The sequence below is a fragment of the Enteroscipio rubneri genome (assembly GCF_963929405.1).
Lineage (GTDB): Bacteria > Actinomycetota > Coriobacteriia > Coriobacteriales > Eggerthellaceae > Enteroscipio > Enteroscipio rubneri.
In genome coordinates this window covers 933,944-951,594 of sequence record NZ_CAWVIN010000003.1, presented here as the reverse complement: position 1 = coordinate 951,594, position 17,651 = coordinate 933,944, and the positions used below count along the sequence as shown (strand labels likewise).

Here is a 17,651-nt window from a genome sequence, read left to right as displayed (position 1 = left end):
GCCCGGTGCTGCGCCCTCACCTGCCGCATCCGGGGAGGCTTGCGCGGACGGCTCGTCTGCGGAGGAGCCATCCTCGGAAAGCCCGCTGTTAACAAGCCCCCCCCCCCGTCACATCCTGCGCGGCGTCTTGAGGGACGGCGTCTGCGGAGGGACCGCCAGCCGCGTAGGCGTCGCCCAGCGGGCTCATGGTGAGCACGAGGGCTGCCGTGAGCACGACGGAGAGGGCCTTGTCGAGCGCCGTGTGGCGCTCGACGTGCGCCCTCGGCTTCGACCGGTCGTCCGTCTTGTTGTCCGTATGCTTGTTCTGCATGGTGCTCGCCCCTTGCGACATCCGCCCGACAAGCGGTTGCAGGGGTGTCTTCGACAGCGCACTCTCCGGCGCCAGAACGCGCGAAAACGGGAAACGGATGCCCTTTCCCGCATGGTCGCGCGAACCCCCTGTCCGCTATTCAATTCATCGCTGATTCCCATAATCAACAGGCGGGGTAGCCTTTTCAAGGCCCCCGAACCAGATTGCTCGCGAATGCGGCTCCTGTGCTCGCAGGCGCAGATAGCCCATGCGGTTGCGTTATTGGAAACGGTCCCGAAGCGAGGGTGTGCGGCAGGTCGTATGCGCAGGATGCACGCATAAACCGGTGGGGTGGCCAAAGCAAGCACGAGAGGCGTTCAGGAGCCCGGGGACAGGGCGCGGGAGACGCGGAGCACGAGGAGGCGTGGGGAGCATTTGGGAAGCAGGCGCGGGCGGAGGAATCGGGAGACGCAAGGAAACATGGGGGCGCGGGAAGCGAGGGCGCGGGCGAACGAATGTTTCACGTGAAACATTTCGCGAGTTGGAGACGGCGGGCTCCAAGCATCGTTCGCAAGTACCGGGTTGCGAGACATGGCAGGCTGCGGGCCGCTGCCGGGAGACGCAGGGGTGCAGAGCGTGAACGCTGCTGCGGATCGCGCGGGGATTGGGCGCAGGTCGAGGGAGCGTCATGGGATCAAGGGGCGCCGTTAAAGACGCGGGAACGGCGAGGCGAGGGACGCGAGAAGCTCGGGCCGCTGCCGGGAGAAGCGAGAGGCAGGGCGCGAGGGGGTTCGGGCCGCGGGGGGCTTACCTGGCTTCGGTAGAATGACCGAAGGGATTAAAAACTGGCGGAGGGGCAGGGATTCGAACCCTGGTCACCGGGGTTACCGGTGAAACGGTTTTCGAGACCGCCGCATTCAACCGCTCTGCCACCCCTCCGCTTGGGATGCGACGGGCCGGTTTCGGGCCTGTCGTCGGCGCCCACTCGGGCGCTTCGCAAGGGAGCCTCGCAGCCTATCCGCGCCGCGAAACTACCCTTTATAGCACGCGCCTCGAGGGCGCGGGAATAATCTGGCGGAGAGATAGGGATTCGAACCCTAGGTACGCTTTTGGCGCACACACGATTTCCAATCGTGCACCTTCGGCCAGCTCGGTCATCTCTCCGCTTGTCTGTTCAGCCTGCATGTTCATCGCTCGACCATGCAGCAGCTACGTAGTATACAACAGCTAATAAACGCTCACAAGCGAGAAATAGCCCTCTCCACGAGCATCGTCGATTTCGGCCGGCGGGGGCGTCAGGACAACGGAAGCCGACAGATCGGCGGGCGCTGCGATTGCAGGCTCGGGGGAGTCGGCGGCCGGCGGGGCAGCGACCGAAGCCGCGAGCTTGGCAGTGGGCACGGCGGGCATGGCGGCGTCGGCGGCCATCGCGAACTCGTCCTCCGCAGCGGGGGCTTCGGGTGCGGAAACGTCGGCGACGGTGCGGCGCACGCGGAGCGGAACCTCGAACAGGGTGCTCATAACCTCGTCGGTGAGCAACTCGCGCTTCGGACCGTCGGCGATCACAGTCCCGCCCTTCAGCAGCACAAGACGATCAATCTCCGGGACAATGTCTTCTGGATGATGGGTGACCAGAATGATGCCCGTGCCTCGGCGTGCCAAAAGGCGCATGCTCGAGCGCACGTGGTGCATACCTTCCGGATCCAGGCCGGCGCACGGTTCATCGAATACGAGCACCTCGGGATCATGCACAAGCGCCCGCGCAATGAGCACGCGCCGCGCTTGGCCGGTCGAAAGCGTCAGGACGTCTCGCGTCGCAAGCTCGGCGATGCCGATAAGCTCGAGCGCCGCACAAGCGCGTTCACGAGCCTCGTCCTCGCCCTCAACGTGGGCGGGAACGCCGAGCGCCCCGTATAGGCCGCCGGCAACCACATCGATTGCCGGCAGATGCACGGTTATCTGGTCCTGCATGGTAGATGAGACGATGCCCAGGCACCGCTGCACCTCGGCGAGCGTCACGCGATCACGCCCTTTGAAGCGCACCGGCGGGCGGTCTCGATGCAGGGGAAACACCTCGCGCGTGATGAGCTTGACGAACGTGGATTTCCCCGATCCGTTTGGACCGAGCAGGGCCACGTGCTCGCCTTCGGCGATACGCAGCGAATCGATGGAGAGAATAGGAACACCCGCGCGCACGACAGCCGCATTCTCAAGTTCGAGGAACGGGGCGCCGCGACGCGCGGGCGTCAACAGGTCGGGAGATCCCATGTGCTTAGGCGGCCTCCGCAGGCTGGTCGGTCGGCTGGTCGGAGGAGCCTTCGGCCGCGCCGTCGCCCTGGCCGTCGCCGTTCGCGGGCTCACCGGAGCCGTCGGTGCCGTCAGCAGTGCCGGCGCCGTCGCCTTCGCCCGTACCGGACGCGTCACCGCCGTCACCTTCGCCCGCGCTGGATCCGTCGGTGCTATCACCGGTGCCGGCATCGGTCGAACCGTCGGAACCATTCGAAGCCGAACCGTCGTCGGTCCCGTCGTCGGTCTGATACTTCGACATGTCAACGTAGTACGGCAGGCCCTCGGGCATGCTGTTGATCACAATGTCGGCGTTCTCCTTAGCCTCGGTGAGCCAGGTCTGGTAGGCCGTCGATGCCTGCTGGGCCTTCAGCGTCTCCTTGACGCTGTCCTGCCACTCGACCGGAATCTGATCGACGCTTGTGACCTCAATCTTCTCGGTGCCATCCTCGCCCGTGGTCTTGGGCGCTTGGTACACATCGGTGCATTTGATGATATGAATGCCGTATTCGCTGGTCACCAGGCCGCTCACTTGGTCCTTCTCAAGGCCGTTCAGAGCGTCGGTGTATTCCTGGACGAAAGACGACATGGCATCCCAACCCACATCGCCACCCTTCTCTGCCGAGGCAGTATCTTTAGAATACTGTGTGGCGGCTTCTGCAAAGTCGAGCTCGCCTGCGTTGATCTTGTCGAGCACCTCCTGTGCCGTAGCTTCATCGCCTGCGTCGAACAGGATATGGGAAGAACGCTTGGCCCCATCATAGGCCGATGCGTACATCTGCGCGTAGCTGAGCAGATCCTCCTCTTTCGGCTCCTCGCCCGAGGCGAACGTTTCCTGCAGCTTGTTCATCTTCAGACTGAGCTCGATTTCAGTGCGATAGGCGTCCTCTGTCCACCCAGCCTGCTCAAGCGCGCTCTGCCACTTCTCGTCGCTATCGTAATACCCCTTCATCGTGGCCATGCTGCTGTCCACCTCGGAGCTATCCACCGTCACGCCGCGCTCTTCGGCGCCCTTGGTGATCAGCTCGCGCTGAACGAACATGTCGATGACCGCCTCGCGGAGCGATTCGGGCGTGTAATCATTCTCGGCAAGCCACGTGCCCCAAGCGTCCTCATCGGACAGGCTCTGCTGAACGCGCAAGCGATTCTCGATGTAATCGGTGACCTCGTCCTCGGAGATCTCGACGCCGTCGATGGTGGCGGCTACGCCTCCCGTTCTGTTGGACGACTCCTCGCTGCTCGCGCATCCGGCGAGGCCCCATACACAGGCTGCCGTGAGTCCCAAAGCAAACACAGACTTCAAAAGGTGAGATTTCTTCATGCGACCCTTCCCTCGAACATGCGGCGCGGCGTCGTGCTCGATGCGGCGCGGTGCATGGCTACGTATTGCACTGTATTCTCGCACACGTGAAAAAGGGCTCGCCTCGTTGCACAATATACCCACTTTCGATTCACACGTCGGCGCGGAAGCGGAGGGCGAGAGGACGGTCGTGCCGGGGCGCGGCCACCGAGATGGGCACTCAGGCTAGAGTGCGGAAGCGAGAAGAAGGACGGTCGTGCCGGGGCGCGGAAGCGAAAAAGGAGGTGGAAGAATGGAGACAACGAAGAGAACGAACGATCGAGCCTGGTGCGGAAGCGAGAGGATGAGCGAGCAAGCAGCCGAGTTTGCGCGGGCGGCCCGAACCGGGGAGCTGAAATGCGCGGACGGCCCCGTAGGGCCGTCCAGTGCGGTGCTTCGATGCAATCGCCGGGATACGCGCGCACCCTCATGTTGGCTTGAAACTCACGCGCGCTCGTCCGATGCTGTGCGAGCGCCGTCGCGTGCGGGCTGCGCGAAGGCCCTAGTGCTTGGCGGCCTTTTTGCGCTGGGTGGCCGACAAGATGCGCTTTCGCAGGCGGATGCTCTTCGGCGTGATCTCCACAAGCTCGTCCTCCTCGATGTACTCGAGCGCTTCCTCCAAGGTGAACGTGATGGGAGGCGTGAGCTGAATAGCCTTGTCCGCACCCGACGAGCGCTGATTTCCCAGCTGCTTGGACTTGGCGATGTTCACGACCATGTCGCCTTCCTTCGCCGACTCGCCCACAATCATGCCCTCGTAGCATTCCTCGCCCGGTCCCACGAACAGGCGACCGCGCTCCTGCAGCGTATCGAGCGCATAGGCCACGCTCTTCTCGGTGGACATGCTGATCATCGAGCCATTCTTACGCCCCTGGAACTCGCCGCGATACGGGCCATACTCGCTGAAGTGATGGAACATCGTCGCTTCGCCGCGCGTCGCGTTCAGCAGCTTCGTACGCAGGCCCATCGTACCGCGCGAAGGAATCTTGAATACGAGATGGGTTTGATCGCCACGCTGGTACATGTCGGCCATCTCGCCGCCAGCGCTGCCGAACACCTCGATAGCCTTGCCGGCATATTCGCTTGGCACGTCCACCGTCGCTTCCTCGATAGGTTCGAGCTTGTGGCCCTGCTCGTCCTTCTTGATGAGAACGCGCGGACGGCCCACCTGGAATTCGAAGCCTTCGCGGCGCATTGTCTCCATGAGCACCGACAGGTGCAGCACGCCGCGGCCAGCCACCTCGATGCCAGTTTTATCTTCAAGCTCCTCGATGCGCATGGAAATGTTGCTCTCCTTTTCGCGCATGAGGCGCTCTTTCAGCTGTCGCGCGCCCACGATCTCGCCCTCGCGGCCAACGAGCGGGCTAGAAGACGCCTCGAACACAACCGCCATCGTCGGCTCTTCCACCTTAATGGGGTCGAGCTTCACCGGATTGTCGCGACTGGTCACCATGTCGCCGATGTCGGCATCGTCCACGCCTACCACGGCCACGATATCGCCCGCGTGCACCGCTTCCTGCTTCTTCTTGCCCAACTCCTCGAACGTGAAGACCTCTTTGATGATCGTGTTGTAGCGGGTTCCGTCGTTCTTGATGACAAGCACCGGCTCGGCTTTGTGGATGGTGCCTGAGAACAGGCGGCCCACGCCGATGCGGCCGACGAAGCTCGAATGGTCGACCGTGCAGATTTGAAGCGCAACCGGTCCATTCGGTTCGCAGTCGGGAGCCGGAACTTCCTGCAGGATGGTTTCAAGCAGCGGCAGCATGTTCATGTTTTCATCCTCGGGCGCAAAACGCGCGTAGCCGTTCATGGCACTCGCGTAGACCACAGGGAAGTCGAACTGCTCATCGGATGCTTCCAACTCCACCATGAGGTCGAACACCTCGTCCACCACTTCTTCGGGACGCGAACCGGGACGATCGATCTTGTTCACGACGAGGATAATGCGCAATCCCTGATCCAGGGCGTGTTTCAGCACGAAACGCGTCTGGGGCATGGGCCCCTCGAACGCGTCCACGATAAGCAGCGCGCCGTCGGCCATGTTGAGCACGCGCTCCACCTCGCCGCCGAAGTCGGCGTGGCCCGGCGTATCGATGACATTGATTTTCACCCCGTTGTACGTGACCGAGATGTTCTTCGACAGGATGGTGATGCCGCGCTCGCGCTCCTGGTCGTTGCTGTCCAGCACGCGCTCTTCCACCTGCTGGTTTTCGCGGAATACGCCAGACGTGTACAGCAGCCGATCGACGATGGTGGTTTTGCCGTGGTCGACGTGCGCGATGATGGCAACGTTGCGAATGTTCTCTTGCTTCATGGTAGTCCTGTCTGCTTTCGTGTCGGTTTGAGGTAGGGCGAAGCGGCGTGAAGCCTTGGCTGGCATCGCCGGATGTGGAGCGACGCGGGGCCATGGGATCAGCCGGCTTCCTCATCCTCCAGTTCAGTTGCGAGGCGGCGCTCCTCGGCGTTCAATTCCTCAATGTGCCCATCGAGCGTGTTGATGGTGCGCTGGGACGAGACGATCTGCACGATCCCCCACACAGCCGCAGCGCTTGCGATGGCGGCAACGATGCCGAGAATGCCGAACGGCCGCCGGCCTGCGAGCAATGCGACCGCCCCGCCGATGAGCGTCATAGCAATGCCGTTGCGCCGTTCATCGTAGGCGACGTCGCGCTGACTGACCAGCTGCACGCGCGCGGCGGCGATGCCGGCCATTCGTGCTTCGAGTGTGCTCGCAGCAGTCGGAGGGCGACCGACGGATGACGCGCTGCGCGATGAACGACCACGCGCGCCGCGACCAGAGGTAAGAAATTCATACGCTTCTTGCAGGTTCTTGAACTGTTCGGTCGCGCGATCTTGGAGCTTCTTGTTGGTTGCGAACCGATCCGGGTGCAAGATCTGAGCTGACTCCTTGTACGCGGATTTGACGTCTTCAGGCGTGGCATCCTCGTCAAGCCCCAAAATGCGCAGTGCTTCAGTTCGGTTCATAGCTCCTCGTGTGCGATGTGCGGGCGCGTGGACGCGGCCGGGTGATCATTCGAACTAGGATTCTAGCACGCGCCGCTATGATACGGAGAAGGGGCGCGGCGGTCTCACAGAATGAGCGGGAGATTCACGCGAGCTGCTGTCTGGATGCGGATGCGGGTACGCAGCGTGAGTACGGAAAGAATGAAATGGTGGAGCGTAGGGGGATCGAACCCCTGACCTACGGCTTGCAAAGCCGTCGCTCTCCCAGCTGAGCTAACGCCCCACGTTTCCGTGGCTTCCTTGGCGGGGGAATCTCTGACGCGCTGGGCAGCTGCGTCGATCCTCCGAGCGATGCGTGACGCCTGCATGCTCGTCCGTTCCCGCTGTCGGATAAATAATAAACGCTCCACCGGCTAACTCGGCTCACGGTGGAGCGTTTATCGCAAAAAATGGTGGGCCCGAATGGATTTGAACCAGCGACCTCACGCTTATCAGGCGTGCGCTCTAACCAACTGAGCTACGGGCCCAAAAAAAGTGCTTGACTACTGTATCCCAAATGTCTTGAAGAGGTCAAGAACTTTTTTGAATTAGTTCTTCAACCAGGTATTGGACGAATACGCGATGACATAGAACTCGGCGCAGAGACACGCAATGCGCGCAAAAGCGCTTCAAGACGTCCTTCTAACGAGGCGTGCTCGGACGCATGCGGAACGGGAGCGCTATAATCGAAGTACGTTCACGATGTGTGTTGCGTCGTGCGTTCACGATATGCGTCGTGCTCGTCCAAGCATATGGCGGCGCTGCCGCCCCCGTCATGGAAGGATTGCTGGTGGTTCCCGTCCACATCCAAACCTTGATCGTATCGGTGTCCCCGACGCCTTCTATTATTGTGCTGCAACCGGTCGAGGACGTTGTGCAAGCCGGTAAGTATCGTATCGTCCCTATTTGGGTTGGCACGAACGAAGCCACGCAAATGGGGATCGCCCTTGAGAATGCACGCTTCTCACGCCCGATGACGCACGATCTCTTCCTCGACGCACTCACAAACCTTGATGCGTGCGTCGACCATGTGGTGATTAGCGACGTGAAAGGTTCGACATTTTTTGCGCGGTTGACTCTTCGACAGCACGGCCGCCTCATCGAACTCGATGCCCGGCCCAGCGACGCGCTCGCCCTCGCAGTGAGGCAGAAGGCACCCATCTACATTGAAGAACACGTACTGGAGAAAGCATCCTACCCCTACGTGATTAAAGCGAGTCATCCCAACTTGAACGACGAACGAGAACTTGCAGATTTCAGACGATTCCTCGAGAAGCTTGCGCCCGACGACTTCGAGGGTTAATCGCATGCTCTGAGCTTGAGGGCGCGATCCAATTGCACGTGTCGAATGGCGCGCAGGCAGCGTGCGCGCACGCACGCAGTCAAATGTTGCCGGGCGACGCGCGGCATGTGATCGACACCGGGAAGCGCGCGGACCGGGCGCGCCGGCGACACGTGGACGGCCGTCGTGGCGAACGGCTGCAAGCGCGCCTACCAGAGCGCAAGCATGGCTTGAACGACAGCGTCGATGATCTGTTCGGCAAGGCCCCCGTCATCGGCGGCGGCTAGAGCGATCACCGCTGGAAGCCCCGCTTCGGCTGGCTCCTTAGGGCGACGAGACCCCAACGGCAGCGTGGCGAAGGCACTTGGCGGGATGCCCGGTGGCGCGACAGGCGCGCGGTCGGGCTCGTCCGGGCCATCGGCTTCGGATTCCGCGCTCTCAATCCCGCCTGCCCGCTCCGCCTCAAGCGGCGCAGCGACGTCTTGCTTCTTACCGGCGATACGTGCCCGCCCGCTCACGTTCATGTGCAGGCGTGGAGCTCGAGGAGAAGCCTCGCCTGCATCCCGCTCGACAACGAGCGTGCGCTCACCTCCAGACATACATCCTGAAGCGAGCGATGGAGAGGAGGCGTGCTCGGATAGAGGCGAGGACGATGCCGGCGCGGCGGCGCGGCGGCGCCATCCGCCACGCGCAAACGTCGCCACCAGATAGCCCGCCCGAAGCCACTCGTCAACGCACATAGCAATCCACATGCCCACGATTCCCCAGCCCAGACCAACACCAAGCAGGTATCCTCCGCCCACGGCGAATATCCACGACGACACAACATTCACCGTTACCGGAGTCTTCACGTCTCCAACCGCTATGAGCGCGCGCACCATCACGATGTTGAGTGCGCGGCCCACACCCAGGAATATCTCGACAAACAGCACGTTCTTACCCAGTTCAAGCACGAGCGGATCAGTGGTAAACACACCGAGGACTGCATCGGCGTTGAACCAGATGGTCGATGAAACCGCTGTGGTGAGAAGTATCGCAATGAGGTCGGCCGCCCACACCCGGCGCGCCACCACGTCGAACTTCCCTGCACCGAACAGATATCCGAGCACGATTTGCGTCGCCTGTGAAAGCGCGATGGAATACAGGTAGGCGATGCCGGCGATCATGGAGCAGTACACCTTCACCGTCACCACCGTGGTTCCAAGTACGTTGATGAACGAGAGAATGACGATCTGGGCCATATCGTAGTTCATCTGCTCGCCCGACGAAGGGATACCCACACCCAACATCCGCTTGAGCGTCTTCCATGGAAACGGACGTAGGTACGAAGCCTTCATGCGTACGTCGGTATGACGCAGCACGAACCGGACGGCCAGCGCGAGCCCGATCAAGCGCGCAGCGACATTCGCAATGGCGGCCCCTTCGACGCCAAGCGCCGGAAGCGCGCCGAAACCTCCGATAAGTAGTGCGCTCGCAAGAATATTCACCGCGTTCATGCCGAGGCTTGCCTTCATCACATCGCCGACGCGCGCATAGCTGCGCAGAAGCGCCGTGAAGGCGAAGAAAGCTCCTTGCAGAACCGTGGTCGATCCGACAATCAGCAAAAACGATGAAGCCATACCCTGGATAGAGGCATCGATGCTCAGCCAGGAGAAAAATTGCGGCCAGAACGCGACCAGGACGGCGGTCATAACCGCCGCGAGCACGATGTTCACCACGAGCGCAACCGTCGCGATTTCCGAAACGGAGCGCTTCGTCGAAGATGCGCCCAACACGCGCGTGATGAGGACGGTCGACGCTGTGCCCATGGCGGACAGCGCAATGGTGACAATATTGAGTATCTGCAAAGCGTTGCCTACCGCTGCGGCAGGATCGGTTCCGAGCGGAGCGAGCATGAACTGGTTAACGTTGCCGATCATGATTTGCATAAATAGTTCGACAAACAGCGGAAGGGAGAGGACGAATACGTCACTGCTCGACGTCCGTTCAGCAGGCGCGCGCCCAGCGCGGGCCGAGCGCGCATCGCGCAGATGTCCCGCACGCTCGCGCGCGCCTGATTGCGCGCGTATGCACGCACCAGCCGTCCAGCTGTATGCAGCACGGGCCCAAGAGAGCGTCGTCATAGGTTCTCACCCCTTCCGCACGCGCGTCCGCCGAAGCGGACGCGATTGACTTTCACGAGCCGTGGAGTATACGGCACGGCAACGGAACGACACCGGAGGAGAAACGGCTTCACGAGTTTCGCATTCATGACTATATTTCTGTGCATTTTCGCTGGTGAAACAGCTGAAATGATGACAATGCCGCCTATAAAGCATGAATCAAATGCCGAAGATAAACGCCGGAGCTCTGCGCTTCGCCGCCGTGAAGAACACAGGCTGCATGGTGTTCTCGCGAGTGCGCTCTCGTGTGCGTGCGTTCTTATGCTCTCGTGTGCGCATTCTCGTGTTCTTGCGCCCGTGCGTTCTCGTGTTCTTGCGCTACGCTTGCGTTTCAGCGTGGAAGCCAAGGCGCGGGAGGCGGCTTCGAAGAACCCACTATTTCATGGCATTATTGTTGGTATATATTGCTGCGTTGAAGACGTGGCAACCGAATGTTTCACGTGAAACATTTTCGGTTCGCCTCGAATGAGAAACCGAGCCTCAAGCTAACCGCTTGAGGAATGTTTCACGTGAAACATTCCTCACATTCGACCCGGATGGCAAGAGGAACCCGCCCGATGTGCAAGCGCTCGCGACCCCCTCGTTAGCTCGCGATCCCTGTGCGAACTTGCGGTTCTGTGCGAACTTGCGGTTCTGTGCGAACTTGCGGTTCTGTGCGAACTTGCGGTTCTGTGCGAACTTGCGGTTCTGTGCGAAAACTTGAGACCCGCTTCGCGGGCGGGCGCTTCCTTATGCATATGCATCAGGAAGCGCCGTCGCAAACGAAGCGGGTCTTCAGGCGCTCGAACTGTCGGAAACGACTAGTTTTCGGTCGGATCCTCGCTCGAGTCGGTGCCACCGGAAGTCTTATCGGCGCCTAGATCAGCGGGGTCGGCATCGCCAGAATCGGCGGAATCGGCGGATGCTACAGCGCCCGAGGCGGCGGGATCATCGATGCCGGTCATATCGTCGTCGAGATCGTCGATCTGGTCCTCGTCAAGCTCCTCGGCCTCTCCGGGTTTCACGACCGCTTTCTTCTTTTTGCCGCGACTCGAAATTGCCACTGCAGTCACGCGATCATCCTCTGCAGCTTTCATCACGCAGACGCCCTGCGTTGAACGGCCGAGTTCGGAAATGCCGGATACCGGCGTGCGCACCACGACACCGTCCTCCGACATAATCATGATCTCATCGTCGGCGCCGACAATCTTCATCGCCGCGAGGAGACCCTTCTTCTCGGTCATCGTGATGGTGTACACGCCCTGGCCGCCGCGATGATGCTCGGGGTACTCGGCGATGGGGGTGCGCTTGCCGTAGCCCTTCTCGGTGATGACGAACAGGTCGGTATCGGGCTGCGCGATCTCCATGCCCAGCACCTTCGCGATCGGCGGCACGTTCATGCCGCGCACGCCCATCGTGTCGCGACCCATCGCGCGCACTTCGCCTTCATCCCACATGATAGCTTTGCCGGCTGACGACACCATGAGCACCTTCTCGCCTTGGGCAACGCGGCGCACGGCGATAAGCTCGTCATTGTCCTTCAGGTTAATGGCAATCAATCCGTCGCGACGCGTGCGGTCGTACAGATCCATCGAGGTCTTTTTCACCATGCCGTGCGATGTGGCGAACATGAGGTACTCGTCGGACGGGAAATCCTTTGTCGCGATGACCGCCGAGATGGTTTCACCCTTTTCAAGCGGCAGCAGGTTCACGATCGCCGTACCGCGCGCGTGGCGCCCCGCTTCGGGAAGCTCATACACCTTCAGGCGATAGACCTTGCCCTTCGTGGAGAAAAAGAGCATGAACGAGTGCGTGGATGCCACAAAGAGGTGCTCCACGTAATCGTTGTCCTTGAGATTCACGCCTTGCATGCCCTTACCGCCGCGCTTTTGCTGGCGATACGTGGCCACCGGCAGACGCTTCACATAGCCGGACTTCGTCACCGTGACCACCATGTTCTCCTCGGCAATCAGGTCCTCGACGTCAAGGTCCTTCGCCGCCTCAGACAAAAGCGTCTTGCGCGTGGTGCCGAACTTTTTCTTAACCTCGTGCAGTTCTCCCTTGATGATCTCGTGCACAAGATTGTCGTCGGACAGCACGCGCTTATAGTACGCGATCTTTTCGAGCAGCTCGGCCAACTCGGCCTCGATCTTCTGGTGCTCCAAGCCGGTCAGACGACGCAGGCGCATCTCAAGGATGGCATCAGTTTGCTTTTTCGTCAGGCCGAAGCGCTCGGTCAGACGGTCACCCGCTTCCTTATCGGTCTGCGACGAGCGAATGATGTGGATGACCTCGTCGATGTTGTCGAGGGCAATGATCAAGCCTTCGAGGATATGCGCACGCTCCTCGGCTTTCGTCAGCTCGTAGCGCGTCCGGCGCACAATGACGTCTTCCTGGTGGGCAATGTAGTAGTGCAGCATTTCCTTGAGCGAGAGCACGCGCGGCACGCCATCCACAAGCGAGAGCATGATCACGCCGAAACCCACCTGCAATTGGGTATGCTTGAACAGCTTGTTCAGCACTACCTGGGGGATGGCATCCTTCTTGAGATCGATGATGATATCGATGCCGTGACGGTCGGCGCCGTCATGGATGTTGCTGATCTCCGGCAGCTTCTTGTCGCGCACAAGCTCGCCGAGCTTCTCCAGCAAGCGATTGCGGTTCACCTGATAGGGAATCTCGGTGACGACAATCTGACTGCGGCCGTTTTTCTTTTCTTCGACACGGCACTTGGCGCGCACCGTGAGCGAACCTCGGCCGGTTTCGTAGGCATCGATGATGCCTTTCTTCCCCATGATGATACCGCCGGTGGGGAAATCGGGGCCGGGCATAACCTTCATAAGCTCTTCGGTGGAGACGTCCGGATCGTCCAGCATGAGGCACGTTGCGTCGATCGTCTCGCCCAGATTGTGCGGCGGGATGTTCGTCGCCATACCCACTGCGATGCCGTTCGATCCGTTGACGAGCAGGTTGGGGAACCGGGCGGGTAGAACCGTGGGCTCCTCGAGGCTCTCGTCGTAGTTCGGCTGGAAGTCGACCGTCTCTTTGTCGAGATCGCGCAGCAGTTCCATAGCCGCTTTGTCGAGGCGCGCCTCGGTGTAGCGCATGGCGGCTGCAGAGTCGCCGTCGATGGAGCCGAAGTTACCGTGGCCATCCACAAGCGGAACGCGCATGGAGAATGGCTGGGCCAGGCGCACCATCGTATCGTACACAGCCGAATCGCCGTGCGGGTGGTACTTGCCGATAACGTCGCCTACCGTACGAGCCGATTTCATATGCGGACGCGAGGGCGTGTAGCCGCTCTCGTTCATGGCGTAGAGAATGCGACGATGCACCGGTTTCAAACCGTCGCGCACGTCGGGCAGCGCTCGGGCCACGATAACGCTCATGGAGTACTCGAGAAACGACGTTTGCATTTCCTTGCCAAGATATGCCGAGCGCACGATAGTGCCGTCGCCGCCGTTCGCACCTTCCACGATCTCGCCGTGGGCGCTTGGCAGGTCGTCCTTGATGAGCGCCTTCGCGCGCATTTCATCCGAGATAACCGAGCCAGGACCGCGCGGAGCGTCGTCGCCGTCCTCGGCATCCTCGGCGTCGGCGAGCGCGCCCGCCAGATCATCCTCTTCCTCGGCGCCTTCTGCGTCGAAGTCCTCTTCCGCGCGGTTCAAGAATTCATCGAACGAATCATTGTTGTCTGCCATTTGTCTCCTTCCAGACTAAATCGCAGGTTGTAAACAGTACAGGTTGGAACGACCGGTCCGCGAGTGTCGCCGGCGCCGAGTTCGTGAGATTCCGCAGATGCCGCGTACTTCGGTACGCAAACCTGCGAAATCGCTTGAAGTCGGTGCACCGACGATGCGCAGCGTCAACCGGTACCGCCGTTCGTAGAGCGACGGTACCTAGATATCGAGGAAACGGACATCGCGCGCGTGCTTCTGGATGAACTCCTTGCGGGGCTCCACCAAATCGCCCATGAGTTCGCTCACCACGCGCTCGGCTTCGGCTGCATCGTCGATATTCACCTGCAAGAGCGTGCGGGTGGCCGGCTCCATCGTGGTCTCCCACAGCTGGTCTGGATCCATCTCTCCCAGGCCTTTGTAGCGCTGGACGTCGAACTTGTTCGGATCGTCGTATTCTGCGAGCACCGAGCCAAGCGCATTTTCATCGTAGATGTAGCGCTCGATCTTAGGGCTGCGCGAATTCTTCTTCTTCAAGCCGAAGATCGGCGGCTGAGCGATGTAGATGTAGCCGCGGTTGATAAGCTCAGGCATGTAGCGATAGAAGAACGTGAGCAACAGACAGCGGATGTGGGCGCCGTCGACGTCGGCATCGGTCATGATGATGATGCGGTGGTAGCGCGCCTGGTCGGCGTCGAAGTCGTCGCCGATATTCGTGCCGATGGCCGTGATAAGCGAGCTGATGGTGTCGCTGGAAAGCGAGCGGTGCAGGCCGGCGCGCTCCACGTTGAGGATCTTGCCACGCAGGGGCAGGATGGCTTGCGTCTTGCGATCGCGCGCCTGCTTGGCCGAGCCGCCTGCGGAGTCGCCCTCTACGATGAATATCTCGGAATTCTGCGGCTCCTTGCTGGAGCAGTCGGCCAGCTTGCCCGGCAGCGCGAACGAGTCCAACACGCCCTTGCGGCGCGTCATCTCGCGCGCCTTACGGGCGGCTTCGCGCGCTTTGAGCGCTTGGGTCGCCTTTCCGATGATGCGCTTCGCCGGCGTCGGATTCTCTTCCAAGTACTCGGCGAGACCCTGGGTTACGGCGTTCTGCACGAGCGGCCGGATCTCCGTATTGCCCAGCTTCGTTTTCGTCTGCCCTTCAAACTGCGGATCATGCAACTTCACGGACACGATGGCCGCCAAACCCTCGCGCGTGTCATCGCCAGAGAGGTTCGAATCTTTTTCCTTGAGAATGCCCTTTGCTCGCGCGTACTCGTTGATGGTGCGCGTGACGGCCTGCTTGAAACCGTCAAGGTGCGTGCCGCCCTCGTGCGTGTTGATGTTGTTCGCGAACGCCATGACCGAATTCGTAGAATAGGACGTGGACCACTGCATGGCCACTTCCACGGTGCCATCGGCGTTTTCAGCTTCGAAGTAGATGGGCTTGTTAAGCGTCTCTTTACCTTCGTTGAGATACTTCACGAAGTCTACGATGCCGCCTGCGTACTGAAACACCTCGGTGCGCGGGTTGCCGTCCGCATCGGTGACGCGCTCGTCATGCAGCACAATCTTGAGGCCGCGGTTCAGAAACGCCATCTCGCGGAAACGGCTTGCCAGCGTATCGTAGTCGAAGACGGTGGTTTCTGTGAATATCTCGGGGTCGGGCCAGAAGGTGGTCTTCGTCCCCGTCTTCTTCGCGGACCCAATTTCGTGCAGTTTCTCACAGGTCTTGCCGTGATCGAACGCGATCGCATATTCTTTGCCATCGCGTTTCACGTTCACTTCCACACGCGTGGACAGCGCGTTCACCACAGACACACCCACTCCATGGAGGCCGCCGGACACCTTATAGCCCTCGCCGCCGAACTTGCCGCCGGCATGCAGGATGGTGAGGACAACCTCGACGGTCGGGATCTTCTCCTTCGGATGCTTATCGACCGGGATGCCGCGGCCGTTATCGGTAACGGTGATCGCGTTATCGGCGTGTATCCAGACGCCTATCTCGTCGCAATATCCGGCAAGAGCCTCATCGACGGAGTTGTCGACCACCTCGTACACCAGGTGATGCAGACCGCGCGGACCGGTCGATCCGATATACATGCCGGGACGCTTGCGAACGGCCTCCAAGCCCTCGAGGACCTGAATGTCGGAACCGTCGTAATGGTCAGGTTTATTCGCCACTGGCACTGCTCCTTTTGTAGTGCGTTGTTGAGAATAGGACGCGGAACGCCGAAAGCGAAAGCTCGTTCCGCATCAGGCAGCTACCGTGCCCATCGGCTTGAATAGCGCGATGCGCCGTTTTTCGAACGGGCGCAGTAAACGTGTTTCGTAGATGTTTCAAGCCAACTTGAAAATTGTAGCATATGAAGGCCTGATACTAAGAAAATACACCACGTTTGAAGGGTTTCAGAAGCCATGTAAGCGGCGATCTACATTTTGTACATTGTTTTTCATATAATATGGTTTTTACGGTTCGTATCGGCATCTTTTCAACCGGCCCTCGCATAGGGACGGGAAGGGGTTACTTAACGGCGCGCGGGAGGGAGACGATGCGTGCAGCACCAAGAAGATCGGAGTCGAAGTAGTCGATATTCGCCGTCGTGATGAACGTTTGCATATCGCCGGCAATAAACGAGACGAGCGCGCGGCGGCGCGATTCATCGAGTTCGCTCATGACGTCGTCAAGGAGAAGCACCGGCTTTTGATGCAGGATATCCTGGATGAGCGACACCTCTGCCAACTTAAAGGCCAACACCACCGACCGCTGCTGGCCTTGGCTGGCAAACGAATTCACGTTGCGCCCGTCGATAAAGAATTCGATTCTATCAGCATGCGGTCCCACCAGCGCCCGGCGACGCGCACGTTCCTCGCCCCGACGTTCTCCCAGCGTGCGCGCAAGTTCCTCGCGCGCTTCGTCACGCCCAAACGTGTACGTAGCCGGCGCGTTCGGGTCATGTATCTCCCATGATGGGACGTAGCAGGCGCGCAGCTGTTCACGGCCTTCCGCGATCTGCCCGTAGTATGAGCCCATAACTTGCGCAAGCTTCTCGAACAAGGCGCTCCGGTAAGCCGCCAGCTGCGCGCCGCAGGTCACCACCATCTCGTCGATACTATCCACGAGGGCTTGATCGGCCTCATCTTTAAGTAGGCGGTTCTTATGGCGCACCACTTTTTCATAGTCGCGCTTGATAAGGTAGTGATTCGCTGAGAGCTGGGCGCCCAGCGCATCAAGGGATATTCGCCGCGGAGCCATCCCGCCTTTCGCCAGCTCCAGATCGTCGGGCGTAAACGAAACCGACGGCACCAATCCCTTTAAATCGGCAGACCGCTTCGGCTTTCCATTCAGAAAAAAACGCTTCTTGCCCTCTTCGGCCGTCATCTCGAGCTCGAGTTGCCGGTTTCCATCGGTAACGTCGGCATAGAGACGCGCGCGAGTCGCTCCCATTCGCACGAGTTCTGCAACGGTTGGATGGCGAAACGAGGCGTGGGCTGTGAGCAGCTGAATGCCTTCAACGATATTGGTCTTCCCCACTGCATTCGGCCCGACGATAATGGTGAGCGGCCCAATATCGCGCAGATCGAATGCCTCGTAACTACGAAAGTCGGCGAACGAGATATGGGATATCGTCAGATCCACGGGTTCCGTTGG

At 60.5% G+C, this 17,651-nt stretch carries 10 protein-coding genes and 4 tRNA genes; 1 reads left to right on the top strand and 13 read right to left on the bottom strand.

Going from position 1 to position 17,651, the window contains the following annotated elements; genetic code table 11:
* Window positions 1-88 precede the first annotated feature (88 nt).
* The 9 genes from ABGT83_RS11020 to ABGT83_RS10980 form a co-directional block, all read right to left on the bottom strand.
* On the bottom strand, window positions 89-310 hold the full coding sequence (locus tag ABGT83_RS11020; RefSeq protein WP_346687583.1) for a hypothetical protein: 222 nt from the start codon (window positions 308-310) through the stop codon (window positions 89-91).
* 825 nt (window positions 311-1,135) lie between these two features.
* Window positions 1,136-1,228, bottom strand: a tRNA-Ser gene (locus ABGT83_RS11015).
* Window positions 1,229-1,361: 133 nt separating this feature from the next.
* A tRNA-Ser gene (locus ABGT83_RS11010) sits at window positions 1,362-1,453 on the bottom strand.
* Between the two features lie 63 nt (window positions 1,454-1,516).
* Window positions 1,517-2,557: an ABC transporter ATP-binding protein gene (locus tag ABGT83_RS11005; RefSeq protein WP_346687582.1), complete on the bottom strand. Its 1,041-nt coding sequence runs from the start codon at window positions 2,555-2,557 to the stop codon at window positions 1,517-1,519.
* Window positions 2,558-2,561: 4 nt separating this feature from the next.
* Window positions 2,562-3,896 (bottom strand): peptidylprolyl isomerase, encoded by a 1,335-nt coding sequence (locus tag ABGT83_RS11000; RefSeq protein ID WP_346687580.1) that lies wholly within the window; start codon window positions 3,894-3,896, stop codon window positions 2,562-2,564.
* 520 nt (window positions 3,897-4,416) lie between these two features.
* The gene (gene typA, locus ABGT83_RS10995) at window positions 4,417-6,228 is read right to left on the bottom strand and encodes a translational GTPase TypA (RefSeq protein WP_346687578.1); all 1,812 of its coding nucleotides are present in this window, start codon (window positions 6,226-6,228) and stop codon (window positions 4,417-4,419) included.
* Window positions 6,229-6,326: 98 nt separating this feature from the next.
* Window positions 6,327-6,899, bottom strand: coding sequence for a J domain-containing protein (locus ABGT83_RS10990; RefSeq protein ID WP_103265469.1), 573 nt, complete (start codon window positions 6,897-6,899; stop codon window positions 6,327-6,329).
* A gap of 186 nt (window positions 6,900-7,085) precedes the next feature.
* Window positions 7,086-7,161: transfer RNA gene (locus ABGT83_RS10985), tRNA-Ala, on the bottom strand.
* Window positions 7,162-7,328: 167 nt separating this feature from the next.
* Window positions 7,329-7,405: transfer RNA gene (locus tag ABGT83_RS10980), tRNA-Ile, on the bottom strand.
* A 248-nt stretch (window positions 7,406-7,653) separates the two neighbouring features.
* On the opposite strand from ABGT83_RS10980, the gene ABGT83_RS10975 reads away from it, so the two are divergent.
* Window positions 7,654-8,220 carry a bifunctional nuclease family protein gene (locus tag ABGT83_RS10975; RefSeq protein WP_239926570.1) on the top strand — a complete coding sequence of 189 codons (567 nt, stop codon included), beginning with the start codon at window positions 7,654-7,656 and terminating at the stop codon, window positions 8,218-8,220.
* Window positions 8,221-8,408: 188 nt separating this feature from the next.
* Here the strand turns inward: ABGT83_RS10975 and ABGT83_RS10970 are convergent, their stop codons facing one another.
* The 4 genes from ABGT83_RS10970 to recF all read right to left on the bottom strand — a co-directional run bounded on the left by ABGT83_RS10970 (window position 8,409) and on the right by recF (window position 17,639).
* On the bottom strand, window positions 8,409-10,322 hold the full coding sequence (locus tag ABGT83_RS10970) for an MATE family efflux transporter (protein WP_346687576.1): 1,914 nt from the start codon (window positions 10,320-10,322) through the stop codon (window positions 8,409-8,411).
* Window positions 10,323-11,161: 839 nt separating this feature from the next.
* A complete protein-coding gene (gene gyrA, locus ABGT83_RS10965) occupies window positions 11,162-14,041 on the bottom strand; it encodes a DNA gyrase subunit A (protein ID WP_346687574.1) in 2,880 nt (959 codons plus the stop codon).
* Window positions 14,042-14,239: 198 nt separating this feature from the next.
* Window positions 14,240-16,183: a DNA topoisomerase (ATP-hydrolyzing) subunit B gene (gene gyrB, locus ABGT83_RS10960; RefSeq protein ID WP_346687572.1), complete on the bottom strand. Its 1,944-nt coding sequence runs from the start codon at window positions 16,181-16,183 to the stop codon at window positions 14,240-14,242.
* A gap of 340 nt (window positions 16,184-16,523) precedes the next feature.
* Window positions 16,524-17,639: a DNA replication/repair protein RecF gene (gene recF / locus ABGT83_RS10955; RefSeq protein WP_346687570.1), complete on the bottom strand. Its 1,116-nt coding sequence runs from the start codon at window positions 17,637-17,639 to the stop codon at window positions 16,524-16,526.
* Window positions 17,640-17,651: the final 12 nt, after the last annotated feature.

Coding starts and splice junctions, on each gene's coding strand:
- ABGT83_RS11020 (WP_346687583.1), bottom strand. CDS start 310: ATGCAGAACAAGCATACGGACAACAAGACGGACGACCGGTCGAAGCCG.
- ABGT83_RS11005 (WP_346687582.1), bottom strand. CDS start 2,557: ATGGGATCTCCCGACCTGTTGACGCCCGCGCGTCGCGGCGCCCCGTTC.
- ABGT83_RS11000 (WP_346687580.1), bottom strand. CDS start 3,896: ATGAAGAAATCTCACCTTTTGAAGTCTGTGTTTGCTTTGGGACTCACG.
- typA (WP_346687578.1), bottom strand. CDS start 6,228: ATGAAGCAAGAGAACATTCGCAACGTTGCCATCATCGCGCACGTCGAC.
- ABGT83_RS10990 (WP_103265469.1), bottom strand. CDS start 6,899: ATGAACCGAACTGAAGCACTGCGCATTTTGGGGCTTGACGAGGATGCC.
- ABGT83_RS10970 (WP_346687576.1), bottom strand. CDS start 10,322: ATGACGACGCTCTCTTGGGCCCGTGCTGCATACAGCTGGACGGCTGGT.
- gyrA (WP_346687574.1), bottom strand. CDS start 14,041: ATGGCAGACAACAATGATTCGTTCGATGAATTCTTGAACCGCGCGGAA.